This is a genomic window from Photobacterium sp. GB-56, assembly GCF_003026105.1.
Classification (GTDB): Bacteria; Pseudomonadota; Gammaproteobacteria; order Enterobacterales; family Vibrionaceae; genus Photobacterium.
In genome coordinates this window covers 246,094-263,415 of the sequence record NZ_PYNW01000005.1, presented here as the reverse complement: position 1 = coordinate 263,415, position 17,322 = coordinate 246,094, and the positions used below count along the sequence as shown (strand labels likewise).

At 36.7% G+C, this 17,322-nt stretch carries 19 protein-coding genes; 8 read left to right on the top strand and 11 right to left on the bottom strand.

The genetic code is table 11. The features are described from left to right. Positions 1–3 precede the first annotated feature (3 nt). On the bottom strand, positions 4–351 hold the full coding sequence (locus C9J42_RS09440) for a hypothetical protein (RefSeq protein WP_233220738.1): 348 nt from the start codon (positions 349–351) through the stop codon (positions 4–6). 411 nt (positions 352–762) lie between these two features. Here C9J42_RS09440 and C9J42_RS09435 point away from each other — a divergent pair, with 411 nt between their 5' ends. Continuing rightward, positions 763–1,404 carry a hypothetical protein gene (locus C9J42_RS09435; protein ID WP_107301927.1) on the top strand — a complete coding sequence of 214 codons (642 nt, stop codon included), beginning with the start codon at positions 763–765 and terminating at the stop codon, positions 1,402–1,404. Between the two features lie 64 nt (positions 1,405–1,468). Here C9J42_RS09435 and C9J42_RS09430 read toward each other — a convergent pair whose 3' ends face one another. Then, a complete protein-coding gene (locus C9J42_RS09430; protein WP_370445013.1) occupies positions 1,469–1,819 on the bottom strand; it encodes a hypothetical protein in 351 nt (116 codons plus the stop codon). Between the two features lie 219 nt (positions 1,820–2,038). Here C9J42_RS09430 and C9J42_RS09425 point away from each other — a divergent pair, with 219 nt between their 5' ends. Beyond that, a complete protein-coding gene (locus C9J42_RS09425; protein WP_107207136.1) occupies positions 2,039–2,407 on the top strand; it encodes a hypothetical protein in 369 nt (122 codons plus the stop codon). Positions 2,408–2,497: 90 nt separating this feature from the next. Here the strand turns inward: C9J42_RS09425 and C9J42_RS09420 are convergent, their stop codons facing one another. Then, a complete protein-coding gene (locus C9J42_RS09420; protein WP_107301925.1) occupies positions 2,498–3,418 on the bottom strand; it encodes a LysR family transcriptional regulator in 921 nt (306 codons plus the stop codon). A gap of 126 nt (positions 3,419–3,544) precedes the next feature. Here C9J42_RS09420 and C9J42_RS09415 point away from each other — a divergent pair, with 126 nt between their 5' ends. Both C9J42_RS09415 and C9J42_RS09410 read left to right on the top strand, forming a co-directional pair. Next, on the top strand, positions 3,545–4,174 hold the full coding sequence (locus C9J42_RS09415; RefSeq protein ID WP_107301924.1) for a GrxB family glutaredoxin: 630 nt from the start codon (positions 3,545–3,547) through the stop codon (positions 4,172–4,174). Positions 4,175–4,184: 10 nt separating this feature from the next. Continuing rightward, positions 4,185–5,276: an alkene reductase gene (locus C9J42_RS09410; protein WP_107301923.1), complete on the top strand. Its 1,092-nt coding sequence runs from the start codon at positions 4,185–4,187 to the stop codon at positions 5,274–5,276. Positions 5,277–5,384: 108 nt separating this feature from the next. On the opposite strand, the gene C9J42_RS09405 is transcribed toward C9J42_RS09410, so the two are convergent. From C9J42_RS09405 to lepB, 4 genes are all read right to left on the bottom strand, one after another. Then, the gene (locus C9J42_RS09405) at positions 5,385–6,683 is read right to left on the bottom strand and encodes a type II toxin-antitoxin system HipA family toxin (RefSeq protein ID WP_107301922.1); all 1,299 of its coding nucleotides are present in this window, start codon (positions 6,681–6,683) and stop codon (positions 5,385–5,387) included. Positions 6,684–6,685: 2 nt separating this feature from the next. Beyond that, positions 6,686–6,946, bottom strand: a complete 261-nt coding sequence (locus tag C9J42_RS09400; protein WP_107235344.1) for a helix-turn-helix domain-containing protein — start codon at positions 6,944–6,946, stop codon at positions 6,686–6,688. 395 nt (positions 6,947–7,341) lie between these two features. Further along, entirely contained in the window at positions 7,342–8,325 is a 984-nt protein-coding gene (locus tag C9J42_RS09395) for a rhodanese-related sulfurtransferase (protein WP_107207141.1), read from the bottom strand. 646 nt (positions 8,326–8,971) lie between these two features. Beyond that, positions 8,972–9,850 carry a signal peptidase I gene (lepB, locus tag C9J42_RS09385; RefSeq protein WP_107207142.1) on the bottom strand — a complete coding sequence of 293 codons (879 nt, stop codon included), beginning with the start codon at positions 9,848–9,850 and terminating at the stop codon, positions 8,972–8,974. A 982-nt stretch (positions 9,851–10,832) separates the two neighbouring features. Between lepB and C9J42_RS09380 the strand changes: the two genes are divergently transcribed. Next, entirely contained in the window at positions 10,833–11,765 is a 933-nt protein-coding gene (locus C9J42_RS09380; RefSeq protein WP_107301921.1) for a Gfo/Idh/MocA family protein, read from the top strand. 66 nt (positions 11,766–11,831) lie between these two features. Here C9J42_RS09380 and C9J42_RS09375 read toward each other — a convergent pair whose 3' ends face one another. Then, entirely contained in the window at positions 11,832–12,614 is a 783-nt protein-coding gene (locus tag C9J42_RS09375; RefSeq protein ID WP_107207144.1) for a helix-turn-helix transcriptional regulator, read from the bottom strand. Positions 12,615–12,705: 91 nt separating this feature from the next. Beyond that, positions 12,706–13,185, bottom strand: a complete 480-nt coding sequence (locus C9J42_RS09370; protein ID WP_107301920.1) for a YbhB/YbcL family Raf kinase inhibitor-like protein — start codon at positions 13,183–13,185, stop codon at positions 12,706–12,708. A 362-nt stretch (positions 13,186–13,547) separates the two neighbouring features. Between C9J42_RS09370 and C9J42_RS09365 the strand changes: the two genes are divergently transcribed. Continuing rightward, the gene (locus C9J42_RS09365; RefSeq protein ID WP_107207146.1) at positions 13,548–13,796 is read left to right on the top strand and encodes a DinI-like family protein; all 249 of its coding nucleotides are present in this window, start codon (positions 13,548–13,550) and stop codon (positions 13,794–13,796) included. A 132-nt stretch (positions 13,797–13,928) separates the two neighbouring features. Next, the gene (locus C9J42_RS09360; protein ID WP_107207147.1) at positions 13,929–14,306 is read left to right on the top strand and encodes a cupin domain-containing protein; all 378 of its coding nucleotides are present in this window, start codon (positions 13,929–13,931) and stop codon (positions 14,304–14,306) included. 46 nt (positions 14,307–14,352) lie between these two features. Here the strand turns inward: C9J42_RS09360 and C9J42_RS09355 are convergent, their stop codons facing one another. Then, positions 14,353–14,703 (bottom strand): hypothetical protein, encoded by a 351-nt coding sequence (locus tag C9J42_RS09355; RefSeq protein ID WP_107301919.1) that lies wholly within the window; start codon positions 14,701–14,703, stop codon positions 14,353–14,355. 50 nt (positions 14,704–14,753) lie between these two features. Beyond that, on the bottom strand, positions 14,754–15,494 hold the full coding sequence (locus tag C9J42_RS09350) for a GIN domain-containing protein (protein WP_107301918.1): 741 nt from the start codon (positions 15,492–15,494) through the stop codon (positions 14,754–14,756). 285 nt (positions 15,495–15,779) lie between these two features. Here C9J42_RS09350 and C9J42_RS09345 point away from each other — a divergent pair, with 285 nt between their 5' ends. After that, a complete protein-coding gene (locus C9J42_RS09345; protein ID WP_107301917.1) occupies positions 15,780–17,222 on the top strand; it encodes a tyrosine-type recombinase/integrase in 1,443 nt (480 codons plus the stop codon). The last annotated feature ends 100 nt before the right edge of the window (positions 17,223–17,322 follow it).

The following is a 17,322-nucleotide window of genomic DNA, read 5'->3' as shown; positions in this document are numbered from 1 at the left end:
TGTTTATCTTTTAATAAGTTTTGCAATTTTAAATATCTTTAGTTTAATTGCCCTATCGCTTTCAGCCGATATTTCTAATAATGCATAACCTGTTAGAATTTGTTCGGGGGAAAACGATAGACCTCCATCATTGCAAAGCACTCCATTTACTATCTTCCATCCGTGCCAGCGCTTATCTATCGATGATAATTCAAGTCCCTTATACATGCGCATGAGGCGGCGACATTCAGGCGGTATTGATTTTCCTTTATCCCATTTGGTGATGGTGTTCACACTTTTAAAACATAGCTCTGCGGTATCTTTTTTAGATAACCCGCACCTAAATTTACGAAAAATATAGTTTTCAGTCATTCTTCTATCGATACGCCTAAATTTCATGGTTTAGAAGTATCCGATGCCAGAGTGTTTTTTGAACTAAATGTATTTATATCGAGATAAATCAATCGGTTAGATTTAAAATAAAAGCAGCATAATGCGTACTTGGTGTATCTGAATACTGTTTTTAAAGGTAACTTCTCTCTATATTTCTAAATTGATAATTATTATTTATAACAATATGAAGTATTAGCTTTAGTTAAGAAATTATTAAAAGCATTATTCTAAAATATCAATAAGTATATAAAAATCAATAACTAACATTTGCTGTGATTTAGTGATCGACATATTGTGCTAAAAAGTGCAATTACTGGTTGTAAATACAGGTGTTTTTTTGTACAGTTTTGGTGCTTTAAGATTATATGCACTCAAGTTAAAGGAATTATAATGCAGCTAATATTTGATTTTTTTCCATTCTTAAACGGACTATTACATAATGGTGAATACTTATCTATATTGTTACTTGTTCTGTTTACTATTTTAATAAACTCTAAAAAAATTGTTAGTTTCGTCAGGGATGTTAAAAAACATCGTTTAACTAACATAAATTTAGCTTTATCTGATGAGAGATTACCTACTAATATGAAATCTCAATTAACATCAGAATTATCTATCGAATACTTTAGTCTAATTCATGGTGTTCGATTAAGTATACCAATGTTTAATGCTATTCATGTTTTGAATGACAGAGTAAAACAAAGTGTAGCATTTAGACATTTTATTATAATGTCAAAGCTACACCCTAGTTTAAAAGGTGTGGAAATTGATTCTTATAGAATTAGATTAACGATATTAGACTATTTTACCATCGGATATAACGCGTTATTGGGTATATTGATTTTATCATTTGGAGCTTCTTTATTAATTTCTCTGTTAGTAGGTATGTTTCAAAGTGACCATATCTCATTTTTATTATTAAGTATTTTCTTAATACTCTTAGGTGGCCTGCTCTTACGTGAAGCAAGACCATTTTTATCTGTTCATTTTATTAATGATGCTTTAGATGAAAATCAAAAAACAAATAAATAAGATTTTGTAGATTAGCTGTATACTTTATCTATCAAAAAAGGCCGAATTCTTTCGGCCTTAAACATCACATGTTATTAAACATTCTTGCAAATTTGATAATTTTCAATTTCATAGCTCTATCATCCTCTGCTGAGATTTCTATGAGTGCATAACCTGTTAAAATTTGTTCGGGTACAACCGATAGACCACTTTCATTACAAAGCACACCATTAGCTATCCTCCAACCTTCCCAACGTTTATCTATCGATGATAATTCAAGTCCCTTATACATGCGCATGAGGCGGCGACATTCAGGCGGTATTGATTTTCCTTTATCCCACTTAGTGATGGTGTTCACACTTTTAAAACATAGTTCTGCAGTATCTTTTTTAGATAATCCACACCGAAATTTACGAAAAATATAGTTTTCAGTCATTCTTCTATCGATACGCCTAAACTTCATAGTTTAGAAGTATCCAATGACAGAGTGTTTTTTGAACTAAATTTATTTATATTGTGATAAATCAATCGGTTAGATTTAACATAAAAGCAGCATAATGCGTATTTATTGTTGAGGTGTTGATATACAATATCAGTATGTGCATATTTGTGCTTATATTGCTATGATGAAGTATATTTATAAAAGGATAATTATATGAAAATCATATTACCTGTAATATTGTTACTTATGTCTGCTTCATCTTTCTCTTCTACAAGTACTATAAAGTGTATCTACAAAAGTTATTCAAACGCTGAAGGATCCCATAAAGTAGAAAACGATTTAGTACTTAGTTTTCTGTTAGATAGCGACAATAATAAAAGTTATGTATTAGGTAATAATGGTAGTAATGAAGTTGTTAAGATTGTTGGAACTGGTCACGTAACATTTTTAGAATCTACTTCTTCTGGTAATGTTATGTCCACCACAATTACGGACAATATGAAAACAGTACACAGCAGAAATTCGGTTTTGTTTGGTAAGTTAATTCCTTCCCAATATTATGGTGAATGTGAAGTAATGTAGTTATCTATCTAAACTTTGATAATCGCTTGTATCTTAAATTATAGAAAGAAATAAATTCGTTGAGAACAACATAAAAACAACATGTAACCACTACCCCAATCTTTCACCAAATCGTTCTAACAAGAACTCAATAAATAATCGAAGCCGTTTAGGTTGATACTGGCGGCTTTGGTAAATCACGTTTAAGTCGGCACTGGCTGAAGATGTCGATGCATTGAAGTTCTTCATGTAACCATCAAGCACTGTCACTAATCGTTGCTCTTGTATGTCGTGCTGAATATCTAATATCGACTTTAACGCAATGCCTGCTCCATCTAATGCCCATTGGCGGATCACTTCGCCATCATCTGAAAAACGTTTCGGTACTAGGGTTATTACTGTTTGCTGGTTGTCGTCTGTAAAGTGCCATGTTTTTAATTCTTCATTACTGCGGATCATGGCTAAACAATGGTGATCGGCGAGATCTTGTGGTGTAACGGGTGTGCCTTTGTTTGCCAAGTATTCAGGCGTTGCACATAACACTCGCCTGCTGGCTGCCAGTTTGCGAGAGATAAGGTTACTGTCTGCCAGTTCACCGTAACGGATCACAATATCAATCCCCGATTCTGCTAAGTTGGTGAGCTTATCGTCTAAATATAAGTACGGCACAACGTCTGGGTATAATTCGCAAAATGCCGAGATGATGGGTGAGATGTATTGTTTACCTATGTCTCGTGGCGCCGAGATCTTTAGCGTCCCACGTACTTCTTGGCTACCGGTTTGAAGTAAGTTTTCTGTCTCTTTTACGCTATCTATTATCTCTAAACAGGCTTGATGATACAGCGCACCAGATTCGGTTAAAGAAATATGCCTAGTACTGCGATTAAGCAGCTTAACACCGTAGCGATCTTCTAATGCTTGTAGCCTAGCTGTTACCGTTGCGGGAGATAAACCTAACTCTCTGCCTGCTGCGGCCATGCCTTGATTTTTAACGATACTGATAAATAACGTCATATCAGAAAACTTATCCATGCCCTTTCCTTTTGTTTATTGTTCAGCTCAGCCGAATAATCTTTTTAAATTTACCCCAATTATCAAATTCTATCCAATGAATATACTGACGCCATCAAAACAAAAATAGCTAGATAGGAAATAACGATGAAGCTTTATATTTATGAACATTGCCCTTTTAGTGCTCGCGTCCGTTATGTGGCTGGAATGTTGAATATCCCACTGACGGTAACGTGTATTGCTTATGATGATGACAAAACCACGAATGCGCTCATCGGTACTAAGCAAGTGCCTCTTTTGATTAAAGATGATGGCGAAGCTTTAGCAGAAAGCTTAGATATTATTCAGAATTTCATTGAGTTAGCGCAATCTATCGAGACAATTGAGATTTCTAAGGCTGTGTTTGATTGGCAAAAAAACGCGTTTCTTCCATTACAAAAAATCGGCTATCCACGTTGGGCAAACATGGCGTTACCTGAGTTTGAAACTGACTCTGCCCGACAAGCTTGGCGAGCCAAGAAAGAATCAGACGAGTTAAATTTTGATGCGTTATTGCAAGATACCGCGAATATCGCCAATGACGTTGAATCACTTATTAAGCAAGTAAAAACGATTTTGAAGAATGAGACTAGCCAAGCTGTTCGTTTGATTGATGGCGCGATTATGTTCTCTATTTTGCGTGGGTTCTTTAGTGCGCCTGAGATCAAGTGGGACAACACAGTAAAAGATTGGATGGAATCAGTCAGCGTTAAAACCCACGTACCACTTCTTAAATAAGGTGTCGATAATGAGCAAGCTTTTTGAATCAACACAGCTTAACGAATTGAATCTACAAAACCGTATTGTTATGGCACCGATGACACGTGCGCGTAGTAGCCAGCCGGGTAATGTTCCAAACGCGATGATGGCGAGTTATTACCAACAACGTGCCAGTGCTGGATTAATTATCTCTGAAGCGACGCAGATTTCTGATGATTCGCAAGGTTATTCGTATACGCCTGGTGTTTATACCGATGAGCAAGTATCGGGTTGGAATTCAGTAACACAAGCGGTACATAAGAACGGCGCGGCGATGTTTTGTCAGCTATGGCATGTAGGTCGTGTATCTCACCCTGTATTCCAAAACGGTGAGAAGCCGATTGCGCCATCGGCACTTAAACCTGTTGAAACCAAGGTGTGGATTGCAGATGAACAAGGCAATGGCAACATGGTCGATTGTGTTGAACCAAGAGCAATGACACAAGCAGATATTGATCGGGTTATCGCAGATTTTGCTTATGCTGCAAAACGCGCTATTGATGCGGGATTCGATGGTGTCGAAATTCACGGCGGTAATGGCTATCTTATCGATCAGTTCTTACGAACTAACTCTAATCATCGTACAGATAGTTACGGTGTCACTAGGGAAAATCGTATTCGATTTTTACTAGAAGTTGTTGATGCTGTAAGTAATATTATTGGTGCTAACAAAGTGGGTGTTCGACTTGCGCCCTTCATCACTTTTAAAGATATGAATTGCCCTGATATTGTGCCGACTATTTTAGAGGCAGCAAAACAACTTCAAGCTCGTGACATTGGTTACCTGCATTTATCAGAAGCGGATTGGGATGATGCGCCAGTGATCCCAGAGCAGTTTAGAATTGATCTGCGTGAGTATTTTACTAATACGATCATTGTTGCAGGTAGTTATACTCAAGCACGTGCGGATGAAGTGCTTAATAAAGGCTATGCAGATTTGGTGGCGTTTGGTCGTCCGTTTGTGGCTAATCCTGATTTTGTCTCACGTCTACAGCACCAACAACCTTTAGCAGAACTGGATGGTGCGACGCTATTTGGCGGTAATGATCACGGTTATACCGACTATCCTACTCTTTGCTAATTAAGCCCTAATTCTGAAGGCATAAGTATTAAGGCCCGAGTATTTAAAGCAAGCGTATTTAAGGCATGGGTTGTTTGTTCATGCCTTTTTTACACGTATAACTTGGTTTTATGCCAATCGCCCTGCTTGCTTTAATACCCCGTTAAATATCGATTCACTAATATCAGTAGGAAAATCGTTGGGTAATTGCTGTCGGACTTTTTCTATCGCACTTGGTGCTTGGTTTTTCATTTCAGTCATTAATTCCTTGGCACGCTGGGTTGAAAATCCTACCGTTTTAGCTGTACTTAAAAAATGGCGAGGCTGAATGGTTTGCCATTTGTAATATTTCTTGGTGCCCGTTAATGCCATTGCCATTTTTGCTTTCTGTTTCGGAATGCTGTTTGAATCCATTAAAGGATAAGCAGAAATAATGTCGTATAACGGTGTCATGCTATAACGGCTTTCAGGCTCTAGAAATAAACTGAAGTTTTTACCGTGTCCATCAATGGCAGCTAACAACCAAAACAAGATCTGTGCTTTGAAAAACACTTCTCGATCTTGGGTTGATGTTCGTGAACCTAATAGAAATTGCATGATACTGGCAATGTTTGGCCCACCGTCTGATTCATATTTTAATGCTGGCGCAACACCTAACGCTTGGCACATGTCTTCTTGTGGTAAACGCATAAGCCAACTGCCGTCTTGTGACCATCGACGATCAAAGCGCGTTAATGCCAATGCTTTTACATCTTCAACATTGATGATGCTGGCATCGTTCACTTTAAAGCCAAATGCTGCCGCGATTTTTAAACATAGCCATTCGTTTTCACAGCTATCGCTTAAGTCTATGTTTTTGTGCGGTAAGATCCCGATTGGCAATTTCAGAATATGGCTGGTTGGGGTGGAACCTAACGGTAAATGCCACTGATTTTGATACCATAACAAGCCTGTTTTTTCCTGTGCGCCGGCTATAGATATACGAAAGTCGTCCATATCATCTAGCATGCCGAGTGGCGCATCACTTTGGTAACCTCGTAATACCTGTGCCATTCGAGATTCGGTTAATGGCTCTGCTTGTATTTGCCTGACATCCTGTAGGCTATGTTGTGGTGAATAAAGCTGAATAGCACCAACACAATCGCCGCCTATTTTACTTAGTAGATCAAAGGGGCGTTTGGTAGCAGCTTGAAAGCGTGATTGAATACGGCTGCGAATTTCTTCGTTATCAGGCAATAAGTTATCGAAGAAATTGTAAGGAATATCACCATGATAAGCATCGTGGCGTAACGGCATAGAAAGTGAGATCGCACGGGCTCCTGCTCGTGATAACCATGTTGGATCATATTGAAACGATATCGCACCAGAGCTTGCTTTGGTTAAGCTGCCGACTAAGATCCCATTCATTGCAACCGTTAACACATCCATGTTTACCACTCCTCATTCCATTTCTGTTGTGTGGTGTGTGGTTCGTTGTTTGTGTTACGCGGTTGAACATGCAGCTCTAGATCTAATGCGGCGAGTAATTTAAAAAGTGTTTCTAGCTTGGTACTTTCTGGGTTATTTTCGAACGCAGATACGGTGGTTTGTTTAATACCGACCAGTTTAGCTGTATCACTTTGGGTTCTGCTTTGGGCTTTACGTTGATCTCGCACTGCATTGGCGAGCATTTTAGCTGATGTGATTTGCATGGTTCCCACTTTAAATTATCCGCTATAAAGGATATTTAAAGTATATCCCTTATAGCGGATATTTACAATTTATCCGCTATAGAGGATATTATTGTGTTATCCCCTGTAGCGGATAATACGTTGATACTCATTCCGTTGTGGAAGCATTTTTCCCACCCACTTGTAGATCGGCAAGTATATGAATAGATTAGGGATGGAAACTGAATACTGTATTATTTGTAGTTATATGAAGAGTATCTAGCTGACTATTGATTGACTGCATGCATATAACATTAGGTGAAATATCAACACATAAACTGCATTAATAAAAAGGGAATAAACACAAATAACTCTTTCTAGTTAAAAATGTCTATTCCTTTTGTGTTTTATCATTTGAAAGCAGATATTGTTTTATCTTACTTTTTAGCCGCTCGTTGCTGCTCTTTATGGGCAAGTTTGGCTTTTTTACGTTGCTCTATTAGTTGAGCAGCATCACCGCCGACATGGGTTTCACCACGTGCATTCGCTAATTGCACTTGTTTTTCACGTTCACGGAAACGGGCTTTTTGCTCTTCGCTGTGTTTATCAATACATTTTGGACAACTTACGCCTTTTTCAAAATGTTCTGATAATTGCTCTTCTTGTGTGATTGGCAATCGACAGGCATTACACACATCGTAATCACTTTTTTCTAGTTGGTGGTTAACAGCAACTCGCCCATCAAACACATAGCAGTCACCTTCCCACATGCTTTCTTCTTGTGGGACTTCTTCAAGGTATTTAAGAATGCCACCTTCTAGGTGATAGACTTCTTCAAACCCTTGCTCTTTCATGTATGCAGTTGATTTTTCACAACGAATGCCGCCAGTACAGAACATCGCAACCTTCTTGTGTTTGTTAGGATCGAGGTTGTCTTTTACGTATTGCGGGAATTCGCGGAAGGTTTCTGTATTTGGATTTACGGCGTTTTTGAATGTACCAATATCGACTTCGTAATCGTTACGGGTATCAACCAGAACAACATCAGGATCTGAAATTAATGCGTTCCATTCGTTAGGTTTTACGTAGGTTCCCACTACATGACGAGGATCGATACCTTCTACACCCATAGTAACGATTTCTTTCTTAAGTTTTACTTTGGTGCGGTTAAATGGCTGCTCTGCATTAAATGATTCTTTATAAACAACGTCGGCTAAGCGCGGATCTTGTTTAAACCAAGCTAGTAACGCATCAATAGATTCTCGTTTACCTGCTACGGTACCATTGATCCCTTCACTAGCAAGAAGCAGTGTGCCACGAATGTGATTAGCTTCGAGCAATTTCGTTAATGGTTGGCGAATTTCTTGGTAGTTATCTAATGCGACAAATTTATACAGCGCACATACAACGTATTGAGACATGTTTTTTCCTTCTGCGAGCTGGAGCGTAAATCCAGTGCTTTATGTATTCTATTTATAATAGTGAGTTTAAAACTTGCGCAGTATAGCTAAGTCGGTGTATGACAAAAACCAACTAAAATCAGGGATATATATCGGCAATTATTGTAGGGCTTTAAAGGAAAGCGTTGATACTAAGTGATTTACAACGCTAATTGTACTAGTGCTTAAAACATAAAAAAGGACATACACGCAGAGGTATATGCCCTATTAAATCACGTATGATGTAAAAGTTAGTTATTTACAGTTAAATTCCATCATAACTTTATGCTCTGAATTTAGTACATCACCACCTAAGAAAAACTTGCTCGCCGTGTTTGCAATTTGTTTTGCTTCTTGTGCACTGCTGCCAGTCGCTTCTACTGTATAAGAGTTCTCTTTCGGTGTAACAATACCGGTCTGTGCAGCACAACCTGTAAGAGCTAGGAATAAAGGTGTCGATTTCTACATGTACACGCTAGATTCTGCACCAGCAAGTGGCGAGCACTGGGTAACGAAGAAAGAGTCATATAAGTATAATCTGATTCAAAATATTACAGACTAATAAAAAAACCGACATGTTGTTAGCATGTCGGTTTTTCTGGTTTTATCTTATTGTTTGGTTATCGTTTTAATGAATGCTACCGATACGGTTGAAGCGAACACCATTAGGTAACCAATGTGGCCACATTGAGTCTGGGTTATGGTTGAAAGTAAAGCTAATCCAAATGAAGGTCGCTTTACCTACTAAGTTCTGCTCTGGCATAAAGCCCCAGTAACGGCTATCTAAGCTATTATCTCGGTTGTCACCCATTGCAAAGTAATGACCCTTTGGCACTACCCATACACCCATTGGTTGACCTGGCTGTTGGTAATAACGATTAATTTGCTCTGGTAAAGTTGGATCACGCAGAATGTGGTGAGTCACCTTACCCAGTTCTTCTTTATACTCGTTTAGCTGTGTACCTAATTCAGTGAAATTAGTTAAGCCAACATATTGTTTTGGTACTTCTTTTGCTACTGGACATACTTTCTGTCCGTTACAAGCTGGTTTGATATAAAGGGTTTTGTTTTGGTAAATAATAGTATCACCCGGTAAACCAACCACGCGTTTGATTAAATCAATTTTCGGATTTGATGGATCAATAAATACTGCTATGTCACCACGTTGTGGCTTACCTGTTGGTATTAATGTTTTGTGGAAAATAGGATCGCGTAGGCCGTAGGCGAACTTTTCTACCCCAATAAAATCACCAGGTACTAATGTCGGCTGCATAGAGCCACTTGGAATTTGAAAAGGTTCGATAATAAATGATCGAATAATTAAAATAGCAAATAACACCGGAAACATTGAGCGTGCTTGAGCAACCCAACCTGTGTTCTCCTGTTTAACCCCTTCTCGTTTAGGTTGCCACACGAACTTATCTAACGCGAAAATAACACCTGTTATTAAGGTCGCGAGAGTAAGAATAAGTGCGAACATTTCTGCAGCGTTGAATATTGAAAGCATGTGCTATCCCAAAAACTGTGTAAATAGAATAATCTATAAATAATATTATTGCGTATTGAACATGATTAATGTGCTAAATAAAACGGTTATATTTCGGAAACTATGATCTCAATTTATCAATCTATTTGATCTCATCGCTTTTACTAATGTTTTATGTTGCTCATTTTATTGATAATCCCCTCATTCTAATAGAATGATAGGATATAGAGTAAAGCCTACACCAAGATTGAGCTCTGTGAGTATTTTAATGATGCTAGGGCTTAATCGCTTGGTGAATGCCCCATGCTGTAAGATGTTTCATAACCATGTTAACGCATTTGTGTTCAATTTCATCCCTTTTCTGATTAGCTTCATTAGGTATATCGTTCAGCCATTGGCAATTAGGCTATTTATATAAACATAAGCTTACATTCTATATTGGTCTAGTAATTCAAAATATTACTAACGGTTGTTTAGCATTTGAATGTTGTTCGGATTAATTTTAGTTCAAAAAATGGCCTTAATGTATAAAATCATCACTTTATGTAATTAATTTATAAAATATTTTCTCAATCGCTGTTATTCTTAAGGGGTATTATGTTACGTTTTATAGATAGAAGCATATTAAACAGAGTTATTATTGTGAAGATGCCCATAGCAACAAACAAAATCTTTTTTTACGCGTCGTTAGTATCTACTATTGTTTATACTTGTGAGTTATTTTACTTAACATTACATCGGACAACCACACTGCCCCATTGCATTATTATTTCCCTTTTAAAATGTGTGGCAAGCTGCGTTATCTGTTTAATTTCATTACAATCTATCTATCATAAACGAGAAGATAAATTTAATGAGAAAATGAAAAAGTATGATGATCCTACTTTGAGCCAAGAGAGTTCGGAAAATAAACACCGTTAAAGTGAATGTCTTAAGCCTAGCTTCAGCTTCTTTGAGATATAAAGCATTTCGGTTCATAAAACCAATACGTTAAGGGTTAAAAATGCGAATAGGAATTGTTGGGCTAGGTGATATTGCACAGAAAGCGTATCTCCCAATTATGACGCAACTGAAAAATGTAGAGTTAATTTTTTGTACACGCAACCCTACCGTTTTAAATGCATTAGCTGATAAGCATAATGTCACTTGCTGTTTTGATGATTACCGTCAATTAAATAAAAAGAATATAGATGCGGTGATGATCCATGCTGCAACACGTATTCACTATGACATAGCGCATTGGTGTATAAAGCAAGGTATTCCTACGTTTGTTGATAAACCGTTAGTTGATAATGCAGAGCACGTTGAACGTCTTTACGAGCTTGCAGAACAACATAACACCCCACTTTATGTTGGTTTTAACCGTCGTCATATCCCTCTATTTAACAAGCATCTACCAGAGTTAGCTTCCGGAAATATTGGTGAATTACATTCACTGCGTTGGGAGAAAAATCGCCATAATCTGGTTGGTGATATTCACACCTTTATCTTTGATGATTTTATTCATGCACTTGATAGCGTTAACTTAAATACTAAATCGACACTCGATGATGTTTATGTTACTCATCAAATGTTTGGTGATCAGCTTTCACGTGTTGATGTGCAATGGCAAGCAGGACAATGTCTGCTACATGCTTCGATGAATCGTTTAAACGGCATTACCAATGAATGTGTTTCTGCCACTTATCATAACCAGTCTTACCAATTTACTTCTTTTATGCGTGGTCAACGCTGGCTAAATAATGAAGAAAGAATTTTAACATCAGAAGATTGGATGCCAATGTTAGCAACCAAAGGGTTTGATGCGATGATTTCTGATTGGTTAAGTGTGGTAGAGTCTGGCAATATGCCACTGCATACTATAGAACGTAACATTTCAACGCACCAATTAGCGGATGCCATTGCCCTTCAATTAGAGACATTATTTATCCGTTAATGGATTGATATTATTGAATATAAAGATAAATACCATTATCGCTAAAATAAAAGAATGGTATTTATCTTAATGGTGGTATTCAAATGTTTTTTGATATTGTTTTAGGCTCAGACCAAATTGATGTTGAAAACGTTGTGCAAATCGGGCTTCTGATTTGTAACCACATAAATGCGCAAGCTCTATTTGTGAATATGGCTTAGTTTGCAATAAGCTTAATGCATAACCCATTCTCAGTTCTGCTAATACATCCCTAAATTGGGTATTCTCGTCTTTTAAGCGCCTAATTAATGTCGATTTACTTAATCCGAAATGATCACAGACCGATTCAATTGAATGATTGGCTTTGGGATCATCATTAAAATATTGGGTTAACTTGTCTCGCCAGCTTAAATTTCGCATTGAAAATAACTGATGAAGATAACCATTGTTAGCAAGATGCTCAAATAATGCATTAACGATATGTGTTTGCACGTTGGGCTGAATATCCTTCGGCATTGTTATTATACTTTGCCATAAGTATTTCGCCGTTCCATCTAGGCTATATTCAGGTGTTAAACCGTCTTTCTGATTTTCTTGCGACCGTTGAATTTGCTCATCCGTTGGTCGGATCAAAAAACTCAGTTGGGTTGAGAAAAATTGGGTTTGGTTAGGGGTATTGATAAAGGTCAATGATGTATTGCCATGTGCCAATAACCAGTTATTGCTATTGAAGGTGATCCAGTCATTTTGCCAATGCAATTGTTTATTACCCTGTTGAATCCAGAAAATGGAAGGGTAAATAATCGGTACATTACGCAGGTGCTGCGGTCGATTACCATTATAATAATTAAGTTTGATTATGCCTGACATGTTTTTTTATATAAACCTTGTGACTGGTTATTGATGATACACAATAAATAGACACAAGGTTTATCTCAATGATTATTAATATAAGCGTTATTTATCGAACATATGTTGGGGTAATCGTTGATTTGCCCAATGCTGTTGCGTTTAGCATAAAGCTAACTAATGCACATGATGCATCATCTGGCACTTCAAGTTTTTCTACTGGCAGTGCCCATACTGTAAATTGGTAACGATGCATACCGTGACCTTCAGGAGGACAAGCGCCGCCGTAACCGTTAAACCCATAGTCATTACGCATCTCTAAACCAGCCGCAAGTTTGCCTGATGCGCCCTGCTCAAGTGATGTAGTCGATGCTGGGATATTGATCACTTGCCAGTGCCAGAATCCGCTTTCTGTTGGTGCGTCTGGATCAAAACAAGTTATTGCATAACTTTTTGTTCCTTCAGGTGCGTTTTCCCATGATAGCTGCGGAGAAACGTTATCACCGTCGTGTCCGAAGCTGTTAAATGAAAAGCGCTTGTCTTTTAATTGGCCTTCTACAATGTCTTGGCTATGTAATGTGAAAGTTGTCATTTTTTATATCCTATTATTTGCTGTTGGAATAATGATAGAACTATTTTGACAAAAAGGAATAACAATAAGTTCCAAATTTCGTTTAAAATATTTATTTTTGATACTTATTGTTTAAGCTGTAAATTATTTTTATTGAAATGCTAATCGCTTTTTCAGTGTGGGTTAATGAATGGCGTTATGACAGTATCAAATGAACGTTATTTTGATTAACTATCATTAAAGATGTGACAAAGATCTCTGTTGTTATTGGGCAACAGTATTAATGAATACAACTAATTACAACGATTTAAATCTTGAATTGATGTTAGTTACTACTGTTTATAAAATCAGTGTTGTTATATACAGTTGGATGTAATTACTATATGCGTATTGAATTAATGCTTAATAAACTCAACCTATCTGATGCTCATTTTTCAAAGATTGATGATGAATTTAACAGAAGAGTATTAATGAACTGGCCGGATGCAAATATTCGTGTTCGTCTTGGTGGTGGAAATAATCTCACAGTGCTTGGTGGTTTTGCTGATGATAAAGAACGCGTTGAAGCACTGCTACAGGACATGTTTGATGAAGCAGACGATTGGTTATACAACGATCACGATATGTATTAATTAAGATATAAGATTCTTAACCTGATTTTGTAGCACGTCAATTTGGTTTTTTATCTTTCTTTTTTGGCTATCTATAAAATAACTTTCTTCACCTATAATAACTATATCTTCAAATAGTTATATGGTTTTATTATGAGTGATTTTGTTTCTAAAAACATCTGGTCTGATTTTACAAAAGAACCTGATATGCCAGGTTTTAGTTTCCGAGATACAGATGAAAAGAATGAAAACTGTGTAACAGCTTTACTTGAACGATGGGAAGCTGGTACGTTTGAAGCACCCCATCATCATCCTAATGATGACATGTCGATCATTGTTAAAGGTGAAATTGTTATTCAATTTTACGTCAAGAAAGATGGTGAACTCGCTAAAGATGGTGATGAAATGACGCTAACTGCAGGCCAAACGGGTTATATTCAAGCGAACAGAATACATAGTGTTTTATACAAAACTGATTGCGATATGGTGTATATCCAAGATCGTGTATTTGGTTTTGAGAGTGACGAATAATTAGATGCTATCTAAAACAGCCATTCTTCTGAGTGGCTGTTTTTGTTTACAGCACAATCCATGGCTCATGTTCAACGAGTTCAATCGTTACTTTCTCCTCTCTTATTACAAAGTTTAGTGTTTCTTTATAGTGATCAATTTCATCTTGGTTATTACAGGGCCAGAAGAAATGAATACCGTAACTTACGCTGATCACACCACTATTTGAATCTTGTGCCATTTCTACCATATCAACATGTAGGCTAGCTGTTGCAAATTGATATCGAAGATCTTGTTGATCATGTTTAGTGAACAAAGCGGGTGAAAATTTATCTTCATGGCTTTGTACATATTCGATTATATTTTCCGCGATGGAAAGCTTGTTATTAATTGAAAACGTGACTGTTTGTATTGTCATGATCGACCCCTATCAAATTAAGACTATCATTACATATTTACTATAAAACGTCAGTTCTGATAACAATACGTTATTTTACTATTGTCACTAGCGACAATTGTTGAATCAGCAGCTTTATTTATTGTGATTGATGAATCATCTTCCATAGAACCATTTATTGTACTGTTCGCCGTATTGCACATAGTGGCAATTGACTCCTCTTTCATGTTTAATTCAACAAGGTTAACGCCTGATGTTAAAGAAAATAAAGAATCAGTGGCGAGTGATAATTTTAAAACTCCAATGGGTTTATTGATCTCAATAGATGATGATTGAAAGGCATTAACGATAACTTTTTCAGCAACAATACCAACCTTCACATGCGAATTGTCTGTTGCAGTTATATCGAGATTCGTTGTTGAACCGTGAAGTTCGGCATAACTTTTATTTGATACATTAGCGGTGAATGTAGTTTCATCTAGCGCACAGCCATCAATATTTACCTTTGCGTGATTAGCGATACCAATTTTATTCAAAGGTTTAGAAACAATAACACGAGCCGTAATGTTAACCTTAGGGTTATCTTTATCTGTAGAATATAATTTAAGTGTCGCATCATTTACTTGTAACATCACCATTTCGAGTTCATCACCCGTAAACGATATTGATGGTAACTTTCCGCAACTTATATCTAACACTAAATTGTTAAGGCTCATATCTATTTCATTAAATTGCTTGAGATAGATATTCGTTGCACTTACTGAAGTAGAAAAAAGGCAACAAAGCCAAATAGCTCTCTTTAACAAGTTCATACCTACATCCTTTTATCTCCATTAACTTTAATTATAAGTAATAACTTTCTAATTCAGCGTATTAAGTTTACAACCCATATGTGACAGGGTAACACTTTTATGAATCACTAATTCGTAGGTTAATCTCTTAATTTATTTAAAATACCAACAAAAAAAAGGGGTTAATAACAGTCAGTATATCTTTGTTGATGATCCAGATCTTTCGACTAACTAACAGATTTATATAGTAATTAAATATCAGTCTTATATAATATCTCTTATAGCAGATCTAAAATAACTTATGTAATGCAGAACAAATTCCCTATCGATCCAAGAGCCGCGAGTTTAAGAACCACATCGTTACGTCAGCAAACACAATTAGCAGAACGCATTAATCATATAAATTATGCTTCGACTAATCCTGCGTTATCTTATGTGTATTCATTATCAGCGACTGACACCACCGGCGGTCAAGCTAATGCGCGTTATTCACTTGAAAGGCTTGCACGCTATGTATTGGGAGATAGCTTCCAACTCATTGATTGGATTGAACTATTTAATAATCAAGAAAAGCTGATTGATGCAGTTAAGTCATTTCTGATTGCTCGCGCTAAACAAAAAGCTAAAATGAAAAATCATTACTTCAGTGCGAATGAGCCAATAAAGAACTTACAAGTAAAGCCATTACTTAACGCTTTATTGAATGTAGCTAAATTTCTTAGAGATAATCAAAACTTACCTGCCTCTCGTGTTGTTGAATTTAAAGATCGTGTCGCAGTTTTTGATCTTGGAAGTTTTAAAAACTCAACGATAGAAAGTGGTTGGCTTCAACCGATTTTACCTCAGCACTATGCGTTTGAATTATCAAAACAATCAAAAGTGATGTTAGAGGCCTTTAGTTGTTTTTGTATTCGAAGTTGTATTGAGCGTTTTGATTGGACTGGTATTTTATATGCCCCTATTCTTCAATCAACGATGCAGTCGTTTTTAAGTGATCGAATAGATAACCAAATCAGCGATCAAAAAAAAGCCTATGCGCCAGCAACTGCTGATAATTTACTTCGCATGTTACGCGGTGTAGCTCAACATGCCTGGCTCGCTGAGTTGATCTCAGTTGAAAATTTAGAACGTATAAAAGCAATTAAATTACCGAGGGGATCTCGTCAATCCAGTGGCAGATACCTTAGCTATAATGAATTAGATCATATTTCAGCTATTACGCTTAATCAAAAGAATGAAACTAAGGCATTGAGAGATAATGCTATTTTTTGGTTAATGTATGAGGCAGGTTTACGGCGAGCAGAAGTGGTCAATATAAATACCTTTGATATTGATATGGATCGGTGCCAGCTACGTGTTGTTGGTAAAGGTAATAAGGAGCGCTATGTTCCTTTCTCTCGAAATAGTGATTTATATAATGCGATGGATAAATGGCTAGCTATACGCCAGCAAAATTTTAATCCGAATTTACCTGCATTATTTTGCACTATTAATCGTTACCAAACATTGACTTATATGCGTTTAACAACACAAACACTTAATGATTTGTGTAAAAAACTCAATATGTTAGGTTTTTCTCGTATTGTTTCACCCCATGATTTTCGACATTCAGTGGCAACTAATCTTTTGCGTTCAGGTTACGACTTATTATTAGTCAGTAAATTTATGGGACATAGTAGTATTACGACAACCCAACGCTACGATAGACGTACTGATGATGATTTAAAAGGTGTAGTTCCGAGTCGGTAATGTAATTGATAACCTTATGTATTTTATAAAATAACTGCTTACCTCACATTTATTGTAAAACTTAATACTAGTAATTAACACTTATGAAATATAATACGCC